Source organism: Pseudomonas syringae pv. coryli str. NCPPB 4273, assembly GCF_000972175.1.
GTDB classification, from domain to species: Bacteria; Pseudomonadota; Gammaproteobacteria; order Pseudomonadales; family Pseudomonadaceae; genus Aquipseudomonas; species Aquipseudomonas syringae.
In genome coordinates this window covers 130,875-147,561 of record NZ_AWQP01000008.1, presented here as the reverse complement: position 1 = coordinate 147,561, position 16,687 = coordinate 130,875, and the positions used below count along the sequence as shown (strand labels likewise).

The 16,687-nt window shown below is 60.5% G+C and carries 13 protein-coding genes and 1 pseudogene; 12 read left to right on the top strand and 2 right to left on the bottom strand.

The genetic code is table 11. The features are described 5' to 3' along the window. The first annotated feature begins 7 nt into the window (after positions 1 to 7). From P406_RS06415 to P406_RS30140, 6 genes and pseudogenes are all read left to right on the top strand, one after another. On the top strand, positions 8 to 1,276 hold the full coding sequence (locus P406_RS06415) for an FAD-dependent monooxygenase (protein ID WP_046235733.1): 1,269 nt from the start codon (positions 8 to 10) through the stop codon (positions 1,274 to 1,276). Between the two features lie 45 nt (positions 1,277 to 1,321). Next, positions 1,322 to 1,957, top strand: coding sequence for a LysE family translocator (locus P406_RS06410; RefSeq protein WP_046235696.1), 636 nt, complete (start codon positions 1,322 to 1,324; stop codon positions 1,955 to 1,957). 285 nt (positions 1,958 to 2,242) lie between these two features. Next, positions 2,243 to 3,685 carry an NADP-dependent succinate-semialdehyde dehydrogenase gene (gabD, locus tag P406_RS06405; protein WP_046235695.1) on the top strand — a complete coding sequence of 481 codons (1,443 nt, stop codon included), beginning with the start codon at positions 2,243 to 2,245 and terminating at the stop codon, positions 3,683 to 3,685. Positions 3,686 to 3,864: 179 nt separating this feature from the next. Further along, complete coding sequence (gene gabT / locus P406_RS06400) at positions 3,865 to 5,145, top strand: 4-aminobutyrate--2-oxoglutarate transaminase (protein ID WP_003344741.1); 1,281 nt, start codon at positions 3,865 to 3,867, stop codon at positions 5,143 to 5,145. 156 nt (positions 5,146 to 5,301) lie between these two features. Beyond that, the gene (locus P406_RS06395; protein WP_046235694.1) at positions 5,302 to 6,690 is read left to right on the top strand and encodes a response regulator; all 1,389 of its coding nucleotides are present in this window, start codon (positions 5,302 to 5,304) and stop codon (positions 6,688 to 6,690) included. Positions 6,691 to 6,751: 61 nt separating this feature from the next. Continuing rightward, positions 6,752 to 7,529: pseudogene (locus P406_RS30140) on the top strand (urea ABC transporter substrate-binding protein); the annotation flags it as partial. Positions 7,530 to 7,883: 354 nt separating this feature from the next. Here P406_RS30140 and P406_RS06390 read toward each other — a convergent pair. Both P406_RS06390 and desA read right to left on the bottom strand, forming a co-directional pair. Then, positions 7,884 to 8,882, bottom strand: a complete 999-nt coding sequence (locus tag P406_RS06390) for a GGDEF domain-containing protein (protein ID WP_046235693.1) — start codon at positions 8,880 to 8,882, stop codon at positions 7,884 to 7,886. A gap of 129 nt (positions 8,883 to 9,011) precedes the next feature. Beyond that, positions 9,012 to 10,196: a delta-9 fatty acid desaturase DesA gene (gene desA / locus P406_RS06385; protein WP_003413886.1), complete on the bottom strand. Its 1,185-nt coding sequence runs from the start codon at positions 10,194 to 10,196 to the stop codon at positions 9,012 to 9,014. Between the two features lie 153 nt (positions 10,197 to 10,349). Here desA and dibA point away from each other — a divergent pair, with 153 nt between their 5' ends. The 6 genes from dibA (at position 10,350) to P406_RS06355 (ending at position 16,599) form a co-directional block, all read left to right on the top strand. Then, positions 10,350 to 12,269: a phosphodiesterase DibA gene (gene dibA, locus P406_RS06380; RefSeq protein ID WP_046235692.1), complete on the top strand. Its 1,920-nt coding sequence runs from the start codon at positions 10,350 to 10,352 to the stop codon at positions 12,267 to 12,269. A gap of 201 nt (positions 12,270 to 12,470) precedes the next feature. Next, positions 12,471 to 12,650, top strand: coding sequence for a sulfur starvation response protein OscA (gene oscA / locus P406_RS06375; protein WP_003318679.1), 180 nt, complete (start codon positions 12,471 to 12,473; stop codon positions 12,648 to 12,650). 153 nt (positions 12,651 to 12,803) lie between these two features. After that, positions 12,804 to 13,814: a sulfate ABC transporter substrate-binding protein gene (locus tag P406_RS06370; RefSeq protein ID WP_003413883.1), complete on the top strand. Its 1,011-nt coding sequence runs from the start codon at positions 12,804 to 12,806 to the stop codon at positions 13,812 to 13,814. A gap of 94 nt (positions 13,815 to 13,908) precedes the next feature. After that, positions 13,909 to 14,730 (top strand): sulfate ABC transporter permease subunit CysT, encoded by an 822-nt coding sequence (cysT, locus tag P406_RS06365; protein WP_003401602.1) that lies wholly within the window; start codon positions 13,909 to 13,911, stop codon positions 14,728 to 14,730. Positions 14,731 to 14,743: 13 nt separating this feature from the next. Then, complete coding sequence (cysW, locus tag P406_RS06360; protein ID WP_002551394.1) at positions 14,744 to 15,616, top strand: sulfate ABC transporter permease subunit CysW; 873 nt, start codon at positions 14,744 to 14,746, stop codon at positions 15,614 to 15,616. Between the two features lie 2 nt (positions 15,617 to 15,618). Then, complete coding sequence (locus tag P406_RS06355) at positions 15,619 to 16,599, top strand: sulfate/molybdate ABC transporter ATP-binding protein (protein WP_002551393.1); 981 nt, start codon at positions 15,619 to 15,621, stop codon at positions 16,597 to 16,599. Positions 16,600 to 16,687: the final 88 nt, after the last annotated feature.

The following is a 16,687-nucleotide window of genomic DNA, read 5'->3' as shown; positions in this document are numbered from 1 at the left end:
CCGCCAGCTGGTGCATGATGCTCCCCATACCACTCCGTCAGACAGTTCCCACCGAGGGCCTCTTATCAATCAGTTCAAAAGCATTGAGCGCAGCCCGTGCCGCGTTCTTATTACCGGGGCCAGTATCGCGGGTTGTGCCGCGGCCTGGTGGCTGACGCAGCGCGATTGCGATGTCACGGTTGTCGAGCAGGCGCCTGCCTTTCGCGATGGCGGGCAGAATGTGGATGTGCGGGGTGCCGCCCGAGAAGTGCTGCGCCTGATGGGGCTTGAGCAGGCGGTGAAGGAGCTCAACACTGGCGAGACGGGGCTTGCGTGGGTGGATGAGGATAACCGCACGGCGGCGCGCATCGATCTGGCGGGGCTGGACGGGGACGGGCCGACGGCTGAGCTTGAGGTGTTGCGCGGTGATCTTGCGCGTCTGCTGTATGAGGCGTCGTCTGCTGATGCGTTCTATCGCTTCGGTGACCGCATCGTCTCGGTCGAGCACGATGCGGAGGGCGTGTCGGTCACGTTCGAGGGCGGTGGCGAGGAGCGTTTTGATCTGTTGATCATTGCCGAAGGTGTCGGCTCGCGCACGCGGGAGCTGGTGTTCCCCGGCGAGAATCAGCCGCGCCGGATGGACCTGGCCAGCGCGTTCTTTACCGTGCCTCGTGCGCCGACCGATAGTCAGACCGCGCGCTGGTATAACGCGGTGGGCGGTCGCAGTGCGGGTGTTCGTCCGGACAATCGCGGTACGACGCGTGCGTTCTTTAATGTGCAGGGCCGAAGCCACCTGACGGTCGGCAACAGTGTTGCCGAGCAGAAGGCGTTTCTTCGGGCGTCCTTTGCAGGCGCGGGCTGGGAGGTGCCTCGTCTGCTGGAGGGGATGGAGGCTGCGGAGGATTTCTGGTTCGATGACTTGCGTCAGGTGAAGATCGATCGCTGGTCGAATGGCCCGGTGGTACTGCTGGGCGATGCGGCGTGGTGTGTCACGCCGCTGGGCGGGGTCGGTGCTTCGTTGTCGCTGATTGGCGCGTATGTGCTGGCGGGCGAACTCACCCGGACCGACACGATTGCCGAGGCGCTTGCCTCGTACGAATATGTCCTGCGCCCTGTGGTGAAAAAGTCGCAGAGCGTGCCGAAACTTGTGCCGCGTCTGGTCCACCCTCGCAGTCAGACCGGGGTGAAGATCCTGCGCGCCGTGCAGCGGTTGGTGGCAACGCCCTTTATCAGCAAGCGTGCTGCCAGGGCGCTGACCCCGGCGGTGCAGTCGTTCACGCTTCCGGATTATCGATAGCGCTACAGGCGTGGGTTAATGCCTGCGCCACAGGGAGAATAAAAAATGGAATCGCTACAACAGTGGCTCAGCTTCGCGATGATTGCCTTGTTCGTTACGCTCACGCCGGGGCCGGCGGTGATCATGGCGCTGTCGAATTCAATCACCCACGGGCCGGCGAGGGCGATGGTCGGTTCGCTCGGCAACGCCTTGGGGTTGATCGTGGTTGCCACGGCGGTAACGGCCGGGCTGGGCGCGGTCCTGGTAGCGTCCGCCAGTGCCTTTCTGGTGCTGAAAATCGCAGGCGCGGGGTATCTGGTTTATTTGGGGATCAAGCAGTGGCGTAGCGCGCGCAGTGCTTTTGATGCGCTGGCCGACGTGCCCAAAGCGGTGTCCACAGGCAGCCTGTTTATCAAAGGCATCTCGGTGGCGCTGACCAACCCCAAGGCAATCCTGTTTTTCATCGCGTTTCTGCCGCAGTTCATTCAGCCCGGCACCTTTCAGGTGGAGCAGACGGGCATGCTGATCGTGACCTTCGCCGGCTGCTCTGTGGTTGCTCACATCTTTTATGTGCTGCTGGCACAGACGCTCAAGCGCCACCTCAATTCGGCCCGCAGGCGCCAGAACGTCAATCGGGTGTTTGGTGCGTCGTTCATTGGCCTGGGGCTAAGCCTGTTCACGTTGAAGGGCAGGGCAGCCTGATCGCGTTGCGGTTGCAAGATGCCTCTGCGTCGCGGCTCGACGCTGATCAGAAAACCACACACCTCCCTGCGCCCGTTCTTTTTTTCGAACGGGCTATTGTCCTTTCCCCCCGCAATGCCTAGGATTCGTTTGAGATTTCAAACGCTCTTGTTCGGTCTTCCTGCTTTCATGCGTGGCGCAGCGCTGGAACCCGATGGAATGTTTTCCTGACGATGGCTTCCAATGGGGCGCATCGATATCAATTGTTCGCGTCGCCTCTCGGGCGATGCTGTTTAGGAGGCCGACATGCAGCTCAAAGATTCCACACTGTTCCGCCAGCAAGCCTACATCAATGGCCAGTGGCTGGACGCGGACGGTGGTCAGTCGATCAAGGTCAACAACCCTGCCAACAACGAGATCCTCGGCACTGTGCCAAAAATGGGCGCAGCCGAGACGCGTCGGGCGATTGAGGCGGCTGACAAGGCGCTGCCGGCCTGGCGTGCGCTGACCGCCAAGGAGCGTGGCAACAAGCTGCGCCGCTGGTTCGAGCTGATGATCGTGAACCAGGACGACCTGGGTCTGCTGATGACGCTGGAGCAGGGCAAGCCACTGGCCGAAGCCAAGGGCGAGATCACCTACGCCGCGTCGTTCATCGAGTGGTTCGCCGAAGAAGCCAAGCGCGTCTATGGCGACGTGATCCCTGGTCACCAGCCGGACAAGCGCCTGATCGTGCTCAAGCAGCCGATTGGTGTGACTGCAGCGATCACCCCGTGGAACTTCCCGGCGGCGATGATCACCCGCAAGGCCGGCCCGGCACTGGCGGCGGGCTGCACCATGGTGCTCAAGCCTGCGTCGCAAACGCCGTTCTCGGCACTGGCACTGGCTGAACTGGCCGAGCGTGCGGGTATCCCGGCTGGCGTGTTCAGCGTGGTGACCGGCAGCGCAGGCGATATCGGTGCCGAGCTGACCGGCAACCCGATCGTGCGCAAACTGTCCTTCACCGGCTCGACCGACATTGGTCGCCAGCTGATGGCCGAGTGCGCCAAGGACATCAAGAAGGTGTCCCTGGAGCTGGGCGGTAACGCGCCTTTCATCGTGTTCGACGATGCCGACCTCGACAAGGCAGTCGAAGGCGCGATGATCTCCAAGTACCGCAACAACGGCCAGACCTGCGTGTGCGCCAACCGCATCTACGTGCAGGACGCGGTGTATGACGCGTTCGCCGAGAAGCTCAAGGCGGCGGTGGGCAAGCTGAAGATCGGTAACGGCCTGGAAGAAGGCGTCACCACCGGCCCGTTGATCGATGACAAGGCGGTGGCCAAGGTCAAGGAACACATCGCCGACGCCGTGAGCAAGGGTGCAACCGTGCTCACCGGTGGCAACAGCCTGGAAGGCTCGTTCTTCGAACCGACCATTCTGGTCAACGTATCGAAAGATGCCGCCGTAGCCCGGGAAGAAACCTTTGGTCCGCTGGCCCCGCTGTTCCGCTTCAAGGACGAGGCCGAAGTGATCGCGATGGCCAATGACACCGAGTTTGGTCTGGCGTCGTACTTCTACGCGCAGAACATGAGCCGCGTGTTCCGTGTCGCCGAAGCGCTGGAATATGGCATGGTGGGTATCAACACCGGCCTGATCTCCAACGAGCTGGCACCGTTCGGCGGCATCAAGTCGTCCGGTCTGGGCCGTGAAGGCTCCAAGTACGGCATCGAAGATTATCTGGAAATCAAATACCTCTGCCTGTCGGTCTGACCGACACTTGGGTATTGCAGCCGATGGCGCGCGAGAGCGACGTGTCATCGGCTTTTGTTGCACCGCAGTTTCCTGGTGGCCTGAAGGCTGCAGCAGTCGATCATCGTATGCTGCCGCAGTTGATCCGGTCCGCTTGATCCTTGACCCACGCCGACCGATGAGCGGCGAATGAGGAATACATGAGCAAGACTAACGAATCCCTGATGCAACGCCGCCATGCAGCCGTCCCGCGTGGCGTTGGTCAGATCCACCCGATCTTCGCTGCTTCGGCGAAGAACGCGACCGTTACCGACGTGGAAGGTCGTGAGTTCATCGACTTCGCGGGCGGTATTGCCGTTCTGAACACCGGTCACCTGCACCCGAAGATCATCGCCGCCGTGCAAGAACAGCTGACCAAGCTGAGCCACACCTGCTTCCAGGTACTGGCCTACGAGCCTTACGTCGAGCTGTGCGAAAAAATCAACGCCAAGGTCCCAGGCGATTTCGACAAGAAAACCCTGCTGGTGACCACCGGTTCCGAAGCGGTGGAAAACGCCGTGAAGATCGCCCGTGCTGCGACGGGTCGCGCGGGCGTTATCGCCTTCACCGGCGCTTACCACGGCCGCACCATGATGACCCTGGGTCTGACCGGCAAGGTCGTGCCGTACTCGGCCGGCATGGGACTGATGCCAGGCGGTATCTTCCGCGCGCTGTACCCGTGCGAACTGCATGGCGTGAGCGTGGATGATTCCATCGCCAGCATCGAGCGCATCTTCAAGAACGACGCCGAGCCCAAGGACATCGCTGCGATCATCATCGAACCCGTACAGGGCGAGGGTGGTTTCTACGTGGCACCGAAGGCCTTCATGCTGCGTCTGCGCGAGCTGTGCGACAAGCACGGCATTCTGCTGATCGCTGACGAAGTGCAGACCGGCGCTGGCCGTACCGGCACGTTCTTCGCGATGGAGCAGATGGGCGTTGCGGCTGACCTGACTACCTTCGCCAAGTCCATCGCAGGCGGCTTCCCGCTGGCGGGCGTGTGCGGCAAGGCTGAATACATGGATGCCATCGCACCCGGCGGTCTGGGCGGCACGTATGCTGGTAGCCCGGTGGCCTGCGCTGCGGCACTGGCGGTGCTGGACATCTTCGAAGAAGAGCACCTGCTGGAGCGCTGCAAGGCGGTTGGCGAGCAGTTGGTGACCTCGCTCAAGGCGATGCAGGCCAAGTACCCGGTTATCGGTGAAGTGCGTGCGCTGGGTGCGATGATCGCTGTTGAGCTGTTCGAAGGCGGTGACTCGCACAAGCCTAACGCAGCTGCCGTGGCTCAGGTGGTTGCCAAGGCGCGTGACAAGGGTTTGATTCTGCTGTCCTGCGGTACTTACGGCAACGTGTTGCGCGTGCTGGTACCGTTGACGGCCGAAGACGAATTGCTGAACCGCGGCCTGGCCATTCTTGACGAATGCTTCGCTGAAATCGCGTAAAAAGTGTGAAGTCATGAATTGATTAATTTATGACCAAACAGACAAAAAAAGCCCGTTTCGACGGGTTTTTTTTGCTTTAGAGCAGGGTATTTCGCTGTTTTGGGTATATCCGGACGTTTGCATTGGCTAAGGTGGTCGCATTGACATCGGAGAGTCATGATGACCGCTGTAGTTTTGCCCGCCGTTCCCCGCGTACTGATAGCCGAGTCTGATCCGTGGGTTCGCGAGACGCTCAGCGACCTGGTGCTGGGCGTGCGTGCGGATATCGAGCTGGAGATGTGCACCGATGGCAAACAGGCCGTCGAGTGGATGAAAAAACACCTGCCGGACCTGATCATCGCCGCCCGCGAGCTGCCGGGGATCGATGGCCTGAGCCTGTTGCGGGGCGTGCGCAATCTGCGTCGTCAGCCCGCCATTCCGTTCATTCTGATCAGCAATCGCAATGACAGCGCCAGCGTGCGCGAGGTCGTGCCGCTGGCGCCGACTGCCTACCTGACCAAACCACTGAACACCGAAGGGCTGCGCCAGCGACTTGAAGGCCTGCTGCTGGAACGCAGCGCCCCGGTTGCAGGTGCGGTGCCCGCGCTGACGCCGGGGCTGACCCTGACCAAGTTTCTCGACAAACGCCGTGACATCGCCGATGGCGCGCCGCTGTTCGTCGATGTCGCCACCGCGGTGACGCTCAGCCAGACCGCCAGCGGCATCGACGCCGCCTTGCTGGAGCAGGAACTGCGCAATGATCCGCATATCACGGCTGTACTGATCGCAGCCGCCAACACGGCGGCGCAGCATCTGGGTAAGCCGATTCAGACCATGGGCGGGGCGCTGGCCATTCTCGGGCCAGTGCAGGTCGCCAATATCGCGTCCGGTCTGGGCAAAAAGCGTATGGCGGTGCTGACCGATGATGCGTTGCTGGCCAAGGCCCATGAGCTATGGACCCTGTCGCAACGCACGGCTGATTACGCACGCATCCTGGGCGGCATGCTGGAGCTGGATGCGGAGCGCTGTTTCTGTGCCGGACTGTTGCAGTCGCTGGGCGATCTGGCGGTATTGGGTTGCCTGCAGGAGTGGCTGCTGGCTGGCGGCCAACTGGATGAGCAGGTGATCGGGCAATCTCTGGAGCAGTATTCCGCTGCATTCGGTTCTGCTCTGCGCACCCGCTGGCGTTTGCCGCTGGAACTGCGTGAGCTGATCGCTGCGGTGTATCAGTACAACACCGGCATCTACACACGCGAAGTGCTGGCAATGAACCTGGCGGGGCAAATGGCGCGCCTGGGCGAGGAAGAAAGTGTCACTACGCTGATCAAGACCAAGTCGGCCAAGCTGTTGAAGCTCAGCGTCGGTGACTTGCAGCGCCTGCGCAAGAAGCTGACTGGGGTGACGGATCCGAGTTTGCTGAGGCCGCTGACTAGCGAGCCTGAGGTGGCTGCCGAGGTGGTCGACGACGAGCCTGATCTGCTCGACCTGGCACCTGAGGCATCTGCTGAAGAGCCTGCTGCGATCGAGGATCCGGCTGGCGCTGTTCAGGGTCCGCCCGAAAAGTAAAAACCCCACTGACGCCTTCGCGAGCAAGCTCGCTCCCACAAGGTACCGCGTACTCCTGTAGGAACTTGTTTGCGAAGGCGGTATTCCTGACGCAGGAAATCCATCGACTGTACCGGACTCTTCGCGAGCAAGCTCGCTCCCACAAGATACCGCGTACTCCCGTAGGAGCGAACTTGTTCGCGAAGGCTGTATTCCTGACGCAGAAAATCCATCGACTGCACCGGCCTCTTCGCGAGCAAGCTCGCTCCCACAAGGTACCGCGTGCTCCCGTAGGAGCGAACTTGTTCGCGAAGACTATATTCCTGACGCAGAAAAGCCATCGACTGCACCGGCCTCTTCGCGAGCAAGCTCGCTCCCACAAGGTACCGGGTGCTCCCGTAGGAACTTGTTCGCGAAGGCGGTATTCCTGACGCAGAAAGTCCATCGACTGCAATGCCCTCTTCGCGAGCAAGCTCGCTCCCACAAGATACCGCGTACTCCCGTAGGAGCGAACTTGTTCGCGAAGGCTGTATTCCTGACGCAGAAAATCCATCGACTGCACCGGCCTCTTCGCGAGCAAGCTCGCTCCCACAAGGTACCGCGTGCTCCCGTAGGAGCGAACTTGTTCGCGAAGACTATATTCCTGACGCAGAAAAGCCATCGACTGCACCGGCCTCTTCGCGAGCAAGCTCGCTCCCACAAGGTACCGCGTGCTCCCGTAGGAGCGAACTTGTTCGCGAAGGCGGTATTCCTGACGCAGAAAGTCCATCGACTGCACCGGACTCTTTGCGAGCAAGCTCACACAAGGTACTGCGTGCTCCTGTAGGAGCGAACTTGTTCGCGAAGGCGGTATTCCAAACACAGCCAATGCATTGAATGTACCGCCCTCTTCGCGGACAAGTCCGCTCCTACAAGGTACCGCGTACTCCCGTAGGAGCGAACTTGTTCGCGAAGGCGGTATTCCTGACGCAGAAAATCCATCGACTGCAACGAACTCTTCGCGAGCAAGCTCGCTCCCACAAGGTACCGGGTGCTCCCGTAGGAACTTGTTCGCGAAGGCGGTATTCCTGACGCAGAAAATCCATCGACTGCACCGGACTCTTCGCGAGCAAGCTCGCTCCCACAAGGTACCGCGTGCTCCAAGGAGCGACCGGGGTGGCGATCCGCCTTGTTTGCGATGGGCCAGTCGTGCTTTCTACCTTCGAGAAGGCATTTCAGACCAGTACGATCTGGTTCTTGCCCTGGCGTTTGGCCTGATACATCGCGGCGTCGGCGCGGCCGTAGAGGGTTTCGAGGCTTGGGTCGTCTGCGCCCAGGTTGGTCAGGCCCTGGCTGGCAGTGATGCTGAAGGTGGTGCCGCCGGACTGGAAGTTCTGGCGCTGGATCTCGCGTTGCAGGCGTTCGGCGATCTGCATGGCCATGTCCGGCGCGCAGCCGGGGAATACCGCAGCGAATTCTTCGCCACCGATACGCCCGAACAGGTCACCTCGCCTCAATGCCGAACGACCGCTTTCGGCGATGCGCTGCAGCACGGTATCGCCTTCCTGATGGCCGTAGGTGTCGTTGACCAGCTTGAAATCATCGATGTCCAGCAGCAGAAACGCCAGCGGCGTGCCATTGAGGCGGGCCAGTTCGAACTCGCGCTGGGCGCATTCGAAAAAGTGTCGGCGGTTGCTGCTCTGGGTCAGCACATCGATGGTCGCCAGGCGTTGCAGCTCATCCTCGAGGTGCTTCTTCTCGGTGATGTCTTCGGCGATGCCCACCACGATCAAACGCTGGCTGGCGTCGGCGCGATGACTGACGAAGCATTTGTCGCTGAGCCAGCGCACTTCGCCATCCGCACGAATGATCCGGTACTCGCGGTCCTCGATCGAGCCTTTCTCGATGACCTCGTTGAGGCTGCGCTCGGCGTAATTCAGGTCATCGGGGTAGATGCTGTCGCGCCACTCGCTGTAGTCAGCCAGCAGCAGGCCCGCCGAACGACCGAAGATGCGCTCGTAGGCCGGGCTGACATAGATCATGTGCTGGGTTTCCCAGTCGAACGCCCACAGAACAGCGTTCACGCTCACCAGCAACGAGCTGAACAATTGTTCACGCTCGCTCAGGCGTGCGACTTCTGCCTGAGCGTGCATCAGGGCTAACAGGGTTTCTGCGGCTGCGGGCATATCAGTGATCGGTGCGCCGGGTAGGGAGGTGGGAGGCTGCTTTTCCATAAGAACCATCTCAAGCGTTTACGGCCAGTGAGGCGCCCTATCCCGATTGGCGGGAAAGTGGATGAGATAGACGAAGAGGGGATAAGTTCCGGGACCGGCGCGCCAGGGGATGGCGCGCCGATCAACGGTTCAGGCGTGGGCGGGGCGCAGCGAGTAGGTTTTCAGCTGGTCGGCGAACTCGCGCAACGAGTGAATACCGCTGGCTTCAGCCTCGTGAATCCACTCTTTCATGGCCGACAGCATGTCGTGACCGTTGCTGCTGGTCTTGACCCAGATCTGCTGCAGGGCCAGGCGTTTTTCATAGATCACTTTCAACGCATGGCTGTGTTCCAGCATGGTCTGGATACGCAGGTGATGCCTGTCATCGAGCAGGCTGGTCTCACGCGACAGCAGGCGTTTGGCACGACGGAACTGATGACGCACCGACTCGTCAGCCTTGCCGAGTTCCTGGGCAACCAGCGGCGCGATGACCAGCTTGCGGTACTGCGCCATGATCTGGAAACGGTTGTTGAGGATCGCCATCGCGGTGTCCATGTCCATATGGCCCTTGCCTTCGACCCGATGGGCGATAGGCGCAACCCGCTGGACCTTGGCCAGACGCAGGAAGCTGAAGACCTTGATCCACGCCCAGCCCATGTCGAATTCCCAGGGCTTGACCGACAGCTTGGCCGAGTTGGGATAGGTGTGGTGATTGTTGTGCAGCTCTTCGCCGCCGATCACGATGCCCCACGGCACCAGATTGGTGGCTGCGTCGCGGCATTCGAAGTTGCGATAGCCGACCGCATGACCCAGACCGTTGACCACACCGGCAGCCCAGAAGGGAATCCACATCATCTGCACGGCCCAGACCGTGATACCGAGGGCGCCGAACAGCGCCACGTCGATGACCGCCATCAGGGCGATACCCAGCAGCTTGTAGCGCGAATACAGATTGCGCTCGATCCAGTCTTCCGGGCAGTTCTTGCCGTAGATACGCAGGGTGTCCTGGTTCTGCGCTTCCTCGCGGTACAGCTCAGCGCCCTTGCGCAGCACGGTGGACAGACCCTTGACGACCGGGCTGTGCGGGTCGTCGACGGTTTCGCATTTTGCGTGGTGTTTGCGGTGGATGGCTGTCCACTCGCGGGTATTCTGGGCAGTGGTCAGCCACAGCCAGAAGCGGAAGAAGTGTTTCAGACCCGCATTGAGCTCAAGTGAGCGGTGGGCTGAATAGCGGTGCAGATAGACCGTGACGCCAATGATCGTTATATGGGTCATGACCAGCGTGACCGCTATTAACTGCCAGACGGAAAGGTCGAGCAAACCGTTGTACCACATAGGCTGTTTGGCCCTCGTAGAAATACCTGTGAAGAAAAAAGTCGCAACAGCATTATCACTGACATTGCTCAGAAAACCAGCCACCCTTGCAGATAAGCGTCGCAGGATGTTTCTTGCTTTATAATCCAGACCTTTCGTAAGGCTCGGTTTTTTATGTCCGATTATTCCCGTAACGCGCTGCGAACCGCCGTTCTGTATGGGCTGCTGTCGATTCTGTGGTTCGCGACAGGCAGCGCCCTGCTGTCTTTTTTCGTCAAGGATCCGGCTCGACTGGCCGTCGGACAACAGATGATCGGTTATGGCTGGGCGCTGCTCAGCACCGTCATGATCTTCATTGCACGTGACAAATTGAAGGCCATCATCGGCGGTGAAGCGCTGTTCGAGCGCCAACAACAGGACTATGACCGGCTGCTGTTGGCGGCGGTGGTGTTCGACAGCACGCGTGAGGGCGTACTGGTCAGTGATGCCGAAGGGCGCATTGTCCATGTAAATCGTGCGTTTGTGGACATCACCGGCTATCAGGCCGACGAGGTGCTGGGTTTCAACCCCAGCAAGTTCAAGTCCGGTCGTCATGGCCCCGAGTTTTATCGGCAGATGTATCACTCACTGCAGAGTGCCGGGCAGTGGAGCGGCGAGATCTGGAACCGACGCAAAAGCGGCGAAATCTATCCGCAATGGCAAACCATCCGCAGCATCAAGGGCGAAGACGGGCAGGCCAGGCATTTTGTCGCGGTGTTTTCCGATATCACGGCCATCAAGCGCTCCGAGCAGGAGCTGGCGCAACTGGCCCATTACGATGCGCTGACCGAGTTGCCCAATCGTCTGCTGCTGACCGATCGTATCAGCCAGGCGCTGACCTCGGCGCGCTCCAGCAGGCGCGGCTGTGCGCTGCTGGTGGTCGACCTGGACAACTTCAGAAACATCAACGACAGCCTTGGCCATAACATCGGCGACGAAGTGCTCAAGGCGGCTGCCGAACGTCTCAATACGCTGGCCGACAGCGGCATGACGGTCTCGCGGCTGGGCGGTGATGAATTCGCGCTGCTGGTCAAAAACTGTACGCACATGGTGCATGCCGCAGCGCTCGCGCAGCAGGTGATCAATGCTTTCAAAGCGCCGTACCCGATTGCCGGGCATCAGTTGTTCGTGAGTGCCAGTATCGGTATCAGCCTGTTTCCCGGTGATGCGCTGACTGCCGAGCAATTGTTGCGCAATGCTGATTCGGCGCTGTTCAAGGCCAAGAGCGATGGCCGCGAAGGGTTTGCGCTGTACACCGAAGAGCTGACCGCCCAAGCCCAGCAAAGGGTGCAACTGGCCAGCGAGTTGCGTCAGGCGATCGAGCAGGACCAATTGCGGGTGTTCTACCAACCGGTTTACGACCTGGTGACCGGGCGTATTTGCGCGGTCGAAGCGCTGGTGCGCTGGCAACACCCGATCCGTGGCATGGTGTCGCCTGGCGACTTCATCCCTATTGCCGAGCAGAACGGGCTCATCGCCGATATCGACGCCTGGGTATTGAATACCGCCTGTCGGCAGATGCAGGCCTGGCTGGCAGAAGGCGTCTCGATTGCGTCCGTCGCGGTCAATGTATCCAGCCGTCTGTTCAGTCGTGGTGATGTCGATCGGCAGGTGGCTGAGGTCTTGAACGAGACCGGCCTCGATCCGGCATTTCTTGAGCTGGAAGTCACTGAAAGCGCCGTCATGGAGGACCCTGAGCAGGCCATCGAGCAATTGCATCGCCTGCGTGAACTGGGCCTGAGCCTGGCCATCGATGATTTCGGCACAGGCTACTCATCGCTGCTGCGGCTCAAGAGCATGCCGGTGCAAAAGCTCAAGATCGACCAGGGTTTCGTGGCCGGGCTGCCGGGCGACGTGGATGACATCGCGATTGTACGGGCGGTCATCGCGCTGGCGTCGAGCCTGGGCATGCGTGTACTGGCCGAGGGGATCGAACACGCCAATCAGGCTTCATTTTTGTTAAGCAACGGTTGCGAGTTGGGCCAGGGCTACTGGTTTGCCCGGCCCATGGCGGCGCAGTCGATTGATTGGACGCACGCGCCCGCGTTCAACTAGTTCAGCCTCTCACTGATAACGCCGGCCAGGGTGTGCAATGCACCCTAGCAGACTCACGCCTCTCTAAAGTTCTTTTGGTTATATCTGCATTCTTAAATAGTCTTTTTAAGAATATCCGCACCTCACTATTATTGCTTCACCGCCATATGCCATCGCCCCCAGTCGCGACGGCAGGCCTCTCACTTCTCAAGGAATCAGACAATGAGCGCATCTCTACGTAGTGTTGACGGTCAGGACGAAGCAGCCATTCTGCGTGAAATTCAGAGTGCGTTGCGTGACCTGCGTTTTGGTGCCGTCGAAATCACCGTGCACAACGCACAGGTGGTGCAGATCGAGCGCAAGGAAAAGTTTCGTTTGCAGAACCCTGCCAAGCAGAGCTGAAGCGGCAAGCACCCGACTGGTCAACCGGAGGGTTTCATCCTGACTCCTGATACCCCCCCTGAAAAAAAGCAGCGCGCCCGTGCGAATGCCGTTCTGACGCGCCAAGAAGAAATCAAAAAAGCCGACACACCGTATTTCCAGGAGCTTCAATCTATGTCCATTCGCCGTTTTGCGCTGGCTGCTCTCGCCAGTGCTGTTTTCGCAGGTTCGGCTGTCGCCAAGGATTACGAACTGCTCAACGTGTCCTACGATCCGACCCGCGAGCTGTATCAGGACTACAACGCAGAATTCGTCAATTTCTGGAAAAAATCCCATCCGGACGACAAGGTCGAGATCAAGCAATCCCACGGCGGCTCGGGCAAGCAGGCGCGTGGCGTGATTGACGGCCTGCGCGCCGACGTGGTGACCCTGGCACTGGCCGGTGACATCGACGAAATCGCCAAGCTCGGCAAGACGCTGCCCGAAAACTGGCAGACCCGCCTGCCGGACGCGAGCACGCCGTACACCTCGACCATCGTGTTTCTGGTGCGCAAGGGCAACCCGAAAGGCATCAAGGACTGGGGCGACCTGACCAAGGAAGGCGTCTCGGTGATCACGCCCAACCCGAAAACCTCCGGCGGTGCGCGCTGGAACTTCCTGGCCGCCTGGGCCTATGGCCTGAAGGCGGGCGGCGGTGACGAAGCCAAGGCCAAGGAATACGTGCAGACGCTGTTCAAGCACGTGCCGATTCTGGATACCGGCGCACGCGGTTCGACCATCACCTTCGTCAACAACGGTCAGGGTGACGTGCTGCTGGCGTGGGAAAACGAAGCGTTCCTGGCGTTGAAAGAAGACGGCGGCAAGGACAAGTTCGACATCGTCGTACCTTCGCTGTCGATCCTTGCCGAACCTCCGGTCGCCGTGGTCGACAAGAACGCCGAGCGCAAAGGTAATACCGAAATCGCGACTGAATACCTCAAGCACCTGTACAGCAAGGAAGGTCAGGAAATTGCGGCGAAAAACTTCTATCGTCCACGTGATGCCGAAGTGGCCGCCAAGTACGAGAAGCAATTCCCGAAACTCGATCTGGTGACCATCGACAAAGACTTTGGTGGCTGGAAAACTGCGCAGCCGAAGTTTTTCAATGATGGCGGCGTGTTCGACCAGATTTATCAGGCGCAATAAGCCGAATGAGGATGCCGCACGAGCGGCATCGCAGGTTTGGCCAAACAGCCCGGATTGACCTCCGGGCTTCGTGCAAGTGAAACCAGGGACTTTTATGTCGCGTCGTATCTCCCCCGTCATACCCGGCTTCGGGCTGACGCTGGGCTACACCTTGGTGTACCTCAGTCTGATTGTGCTAATACCGCTGGCCGCCATGTTCGTACATGCTGCGCAGCTCACCTGGGATCAGTTCTGGACCATCATCACGGCACCTCGCGTGATCGCGGCACTCAAGCTGAGCTTCGGCACCGCCTTTTACGCAGCCCTCATCAACGGGGTGATCGGCACACTGCTGGCCTGGGTGCTGGTGCGCTACACCTTCCCCGGCCGCAAGGTCATCGATGCGATGATCGATCTGCCCTTCGCCCTGCCGACCGCCGTGGCCGGTATCGCCCTGACCGCGCTGTACGCGCCCAACGGCTGGGTCGGCCAGTTCGCAGCTGATCTGGGCTTCAAGATCGCCTACACCCCGCTGGGCATCACCCTGGCGCTGACCTTCGTCACCCTGCCGTTCGTGGTGCGCACCGTGCAGCCTGTGCTGGCCGACATCCCCCGCGAAGTCGAAGAGGCCGCCGCCTGCCTGGGCGCACGTCCCCTGCAGGTGTTCCGCCACATCCTCGTGCCGGCGTTACTGCCTGCCTGGCTGACCGGCTTCGCCCTGGCGTTTGCCCGTGGCGTGGGCGAGTACGGTTCGGTGATTTTCATCGCTGGCAACATGCCGATGAAAACCGAGATCCTGCCGCTGCTGATCATGGTCAAGCTCGACCAGTACGACTACACCGGCGCAACCGCTATCGGCGTGATGATGCTGGTGGTGTCCTTCATTCTGCTGCTGCTGATCAACCTGCTGCAGCGGCGCATTGAAACCCCATCCTGAGGAGGCGCAGAACATGTCTTATTCATCTGTTTCAGCCGCCGCCTCTGCCAACGCCGCCCGTCGTGGCAGCGCGGTGTCGCGACGTATCCTGATTGGCCTGTGCTGGCTGGTGTTCGTCCTGTTTCTGGGCCTGCCGCTGTTCATCGTGGTATCCCAGGGCCTGAAAAACGGTCTGGGCGCGTTCTTTACCGCGATCCTCGAGCCGGACGCGCTGTCGGCGCTGAAGCTGACGGTCATAGCGGTGCTGATCTCGGTACCGCTCAATCTGGTGTTCGGCGTCAGCGCCGCATGGTGCGTGAGCAAATACTCGTTCCGCGGCAAGAGCATTCTGGTCACGCTGATCGACCTGCCGTTCTCGGTATCGCCGGTCATCGCCGGCCTGGTCTACGTGCTGATGTTCGGTGCGCAGGGGCTGTTCGGGCCGTGGTTGCAGGATCACGACATCCAGATCGTCTTTGCCCTGCCGGGCATCGTGCTGGCGACCATCTTCGTCACTGTGCCCTTCGTTGCGCGTGAGCTGATCCCGCTGATGCAGGAGCAGGGCACTCAGGAAGAAGAGGCCGCGCGGCTGCTGGGCGCCAACGGCTGGCAGATGTTCTGGCACGTCACGGTGCCGAACATCAAATGGGGCCTGATCTACGGCGTGGTGCTGTGTACGGCGCGAGCGATGGGTGAGTTTGGCGCGGTGTCGGTGGTTTCCGGGCACATTCGTGGCGTCACCAACACCCTGCCGCTGCACGTCGAAATTCTCTACAACGAATACAACCACGTTGCCGCCTTTGCCGTGGCGAGCCTGTTGCTGATCCTGGCGCTGTTCATCCTGCTGCTCAAGCAGTGGAGCGAATCCCGCATTAACCGTCTGCGCCATAACGCGGCGGAGGAATAATCATGTCGATCGAAGTCCGTAACGTCAGCAAGAACTTCAACGCCTTCAAGGCCCTGAACAACATCAGTCTGGACATCCAGAGTGGCGAGCTGGTGGCTTTGCTGGGCCCGTCAGGCTGCGGCAAGACCACGCTGCTGCGCATCATTGCCGGTCTGGAAACCCCGGATGACGGCAGCATCGTGTTTCATGGCGAAGATGTGTCCGGGCATGACGTGCGTGATCGCAACGTCGGGTTCGTGTTCCAGCATTACGCGCTGTTCCGCCACATGACGGTGTTCGACAACGTCGCGTTCGGCCTGCGCATGAAGCCCAAACGCGAGCGCCCGAACGAAACGCGGATCGCCGAGAAGGTCCATGAGCTACTGAACATGGTGCAGCTGGACTGGCTGGCCGACCGTTATCCGGAGCAACTGTCGGGTGGACAGCGCCAGCGCATTGCCCTGGCCCGCGCCCTGGCGGTCGAGCCCAAGGTGCTTCTGCTGGACGAGCCGTTCGGCGCGCTGGACGCCAAGGTCCGCAAAGAGCTGCGTCGCTGGCTGGCGCGCCTGCACGAGGACATCAACCTGACCTCGGTGTTCGTGACTCACGATCAGGAAGAGGCCATGGAAGTGGCCGATCGCATCGTGGTGATGAACAAGGGCGTGATCGAACAGATCGGCTCGCCGGGCGAGGTCTACGAGAACCCGTCCAACGACTTCGTCTACCACTTCCTCGGCGACTCCAATCGCCTGAGCCTGGGCGAGGAAGGTCACCTGCTGTTCCGTCCGCATGAGGTGTCGCTGTCCCGCCAGGAAATCGAAGACCATCACGCCGCAGAAGTCCGCGACATCCGCCCGCTGGGCGCGACGACGCGAGTCACCTTGAAAGTGGAAGGGCAGAGCGAACTGATCGAGGCCGAAGTGGTGAAAGACCACGACAGCCTGGTGGGCCTGGCCAAAGGGGAGACGCTGTTCTTCAAACCGAAGGTCTGGCAGAAGCTTTAAAGCCTGCGCAGGTGCTTATCGTTATACACAACTCTTGTGGGAGCGACCGGGGCGGCGATCCGCATTGCTCGCGAAGACGGTGTTTCAG

Bases quoted from the DNA above. Each gene is read 5' to 3' on its own strand.
- cysT (WP_003401602.1), top strand. From the start codon at position 13,909: ATGTCGCGTCGTATCTCCCCCGTCATACCCGGCTTCGGGCTGACGCTG.
- dibA (WP_046235692.1), top strand. From the start codon at position 10,350: ATGTCCGATTATTCCCGTAACGCGCTGCGAACCGCCGTTCTGTATGGG.
- P406_RS06370 (WP_003413883.1), top strand. From the start codon at position 12,804: ATGTCCATTCGCCGTTTTGCGCTGGCTGCTCTCGCCAGTGCTGTTTTC.
- desA (WP_003413886.1), bottom strand. From the start codon at position 10,196: ATGTGGTACAACGGTTTGCTCGACCTTTCCGTCTGGCAGTTAATAGCG.
- gabD (WP_046235695.1), top strand. From the start codon at position 2,243: ATGCAGCTCAAAGATTCCACACTGTTCCGCCAGCAAGCCTACATCAAT.
- P406_RS06390 (WP_046235693.1), bottom strand. From the start codon at position 8,882: ATGGAAAAGCAGCCTCCCACCTCCCTACCCGGCGCACCGATCACTGAT.
- P406_RS06355 (WP_002551393.1), top strand. From the start codon at position 15,619: ATGTCGATCGAAGTCCGTAACGTCAGCAAGAACTTCAACGCCTTCAAG.
- gabT (WP_003344741.1), top strand. From the start codon at position 3,865: ATGAGCAAGACTAACGAATCCCTGATGCAACGCCGCCATGCAGCCGTC.
- P406_RS06395 (WP_046235694.1), top strand. From the start codon at position 5,302: ATGATGACCGCTGTAGTTTTGCCCGCCGTTCCCCGCGTACTGATAGCC.
- P406_RS06410 (WP_046235696.1), top strand. From the start codon at position 1,322: ATGGAATCGCTACAACAGTGGCTCAGCTTCGCGATGATTGCCTTGTTC.
- cysW (WP_002551394.1), top strand. From the start codon at position 14,744: ATGTCTTATTCATCTGTTTCAGCCGCCGCCTCTGCCAACGCCGCCCGT.
- oscA (WP_003318679.1), top strand. From the start codon at position 12,471: ATGAGCGCATCTCTACGTAGTGTTGACGGTCAGGACGAAGCAGCCATT.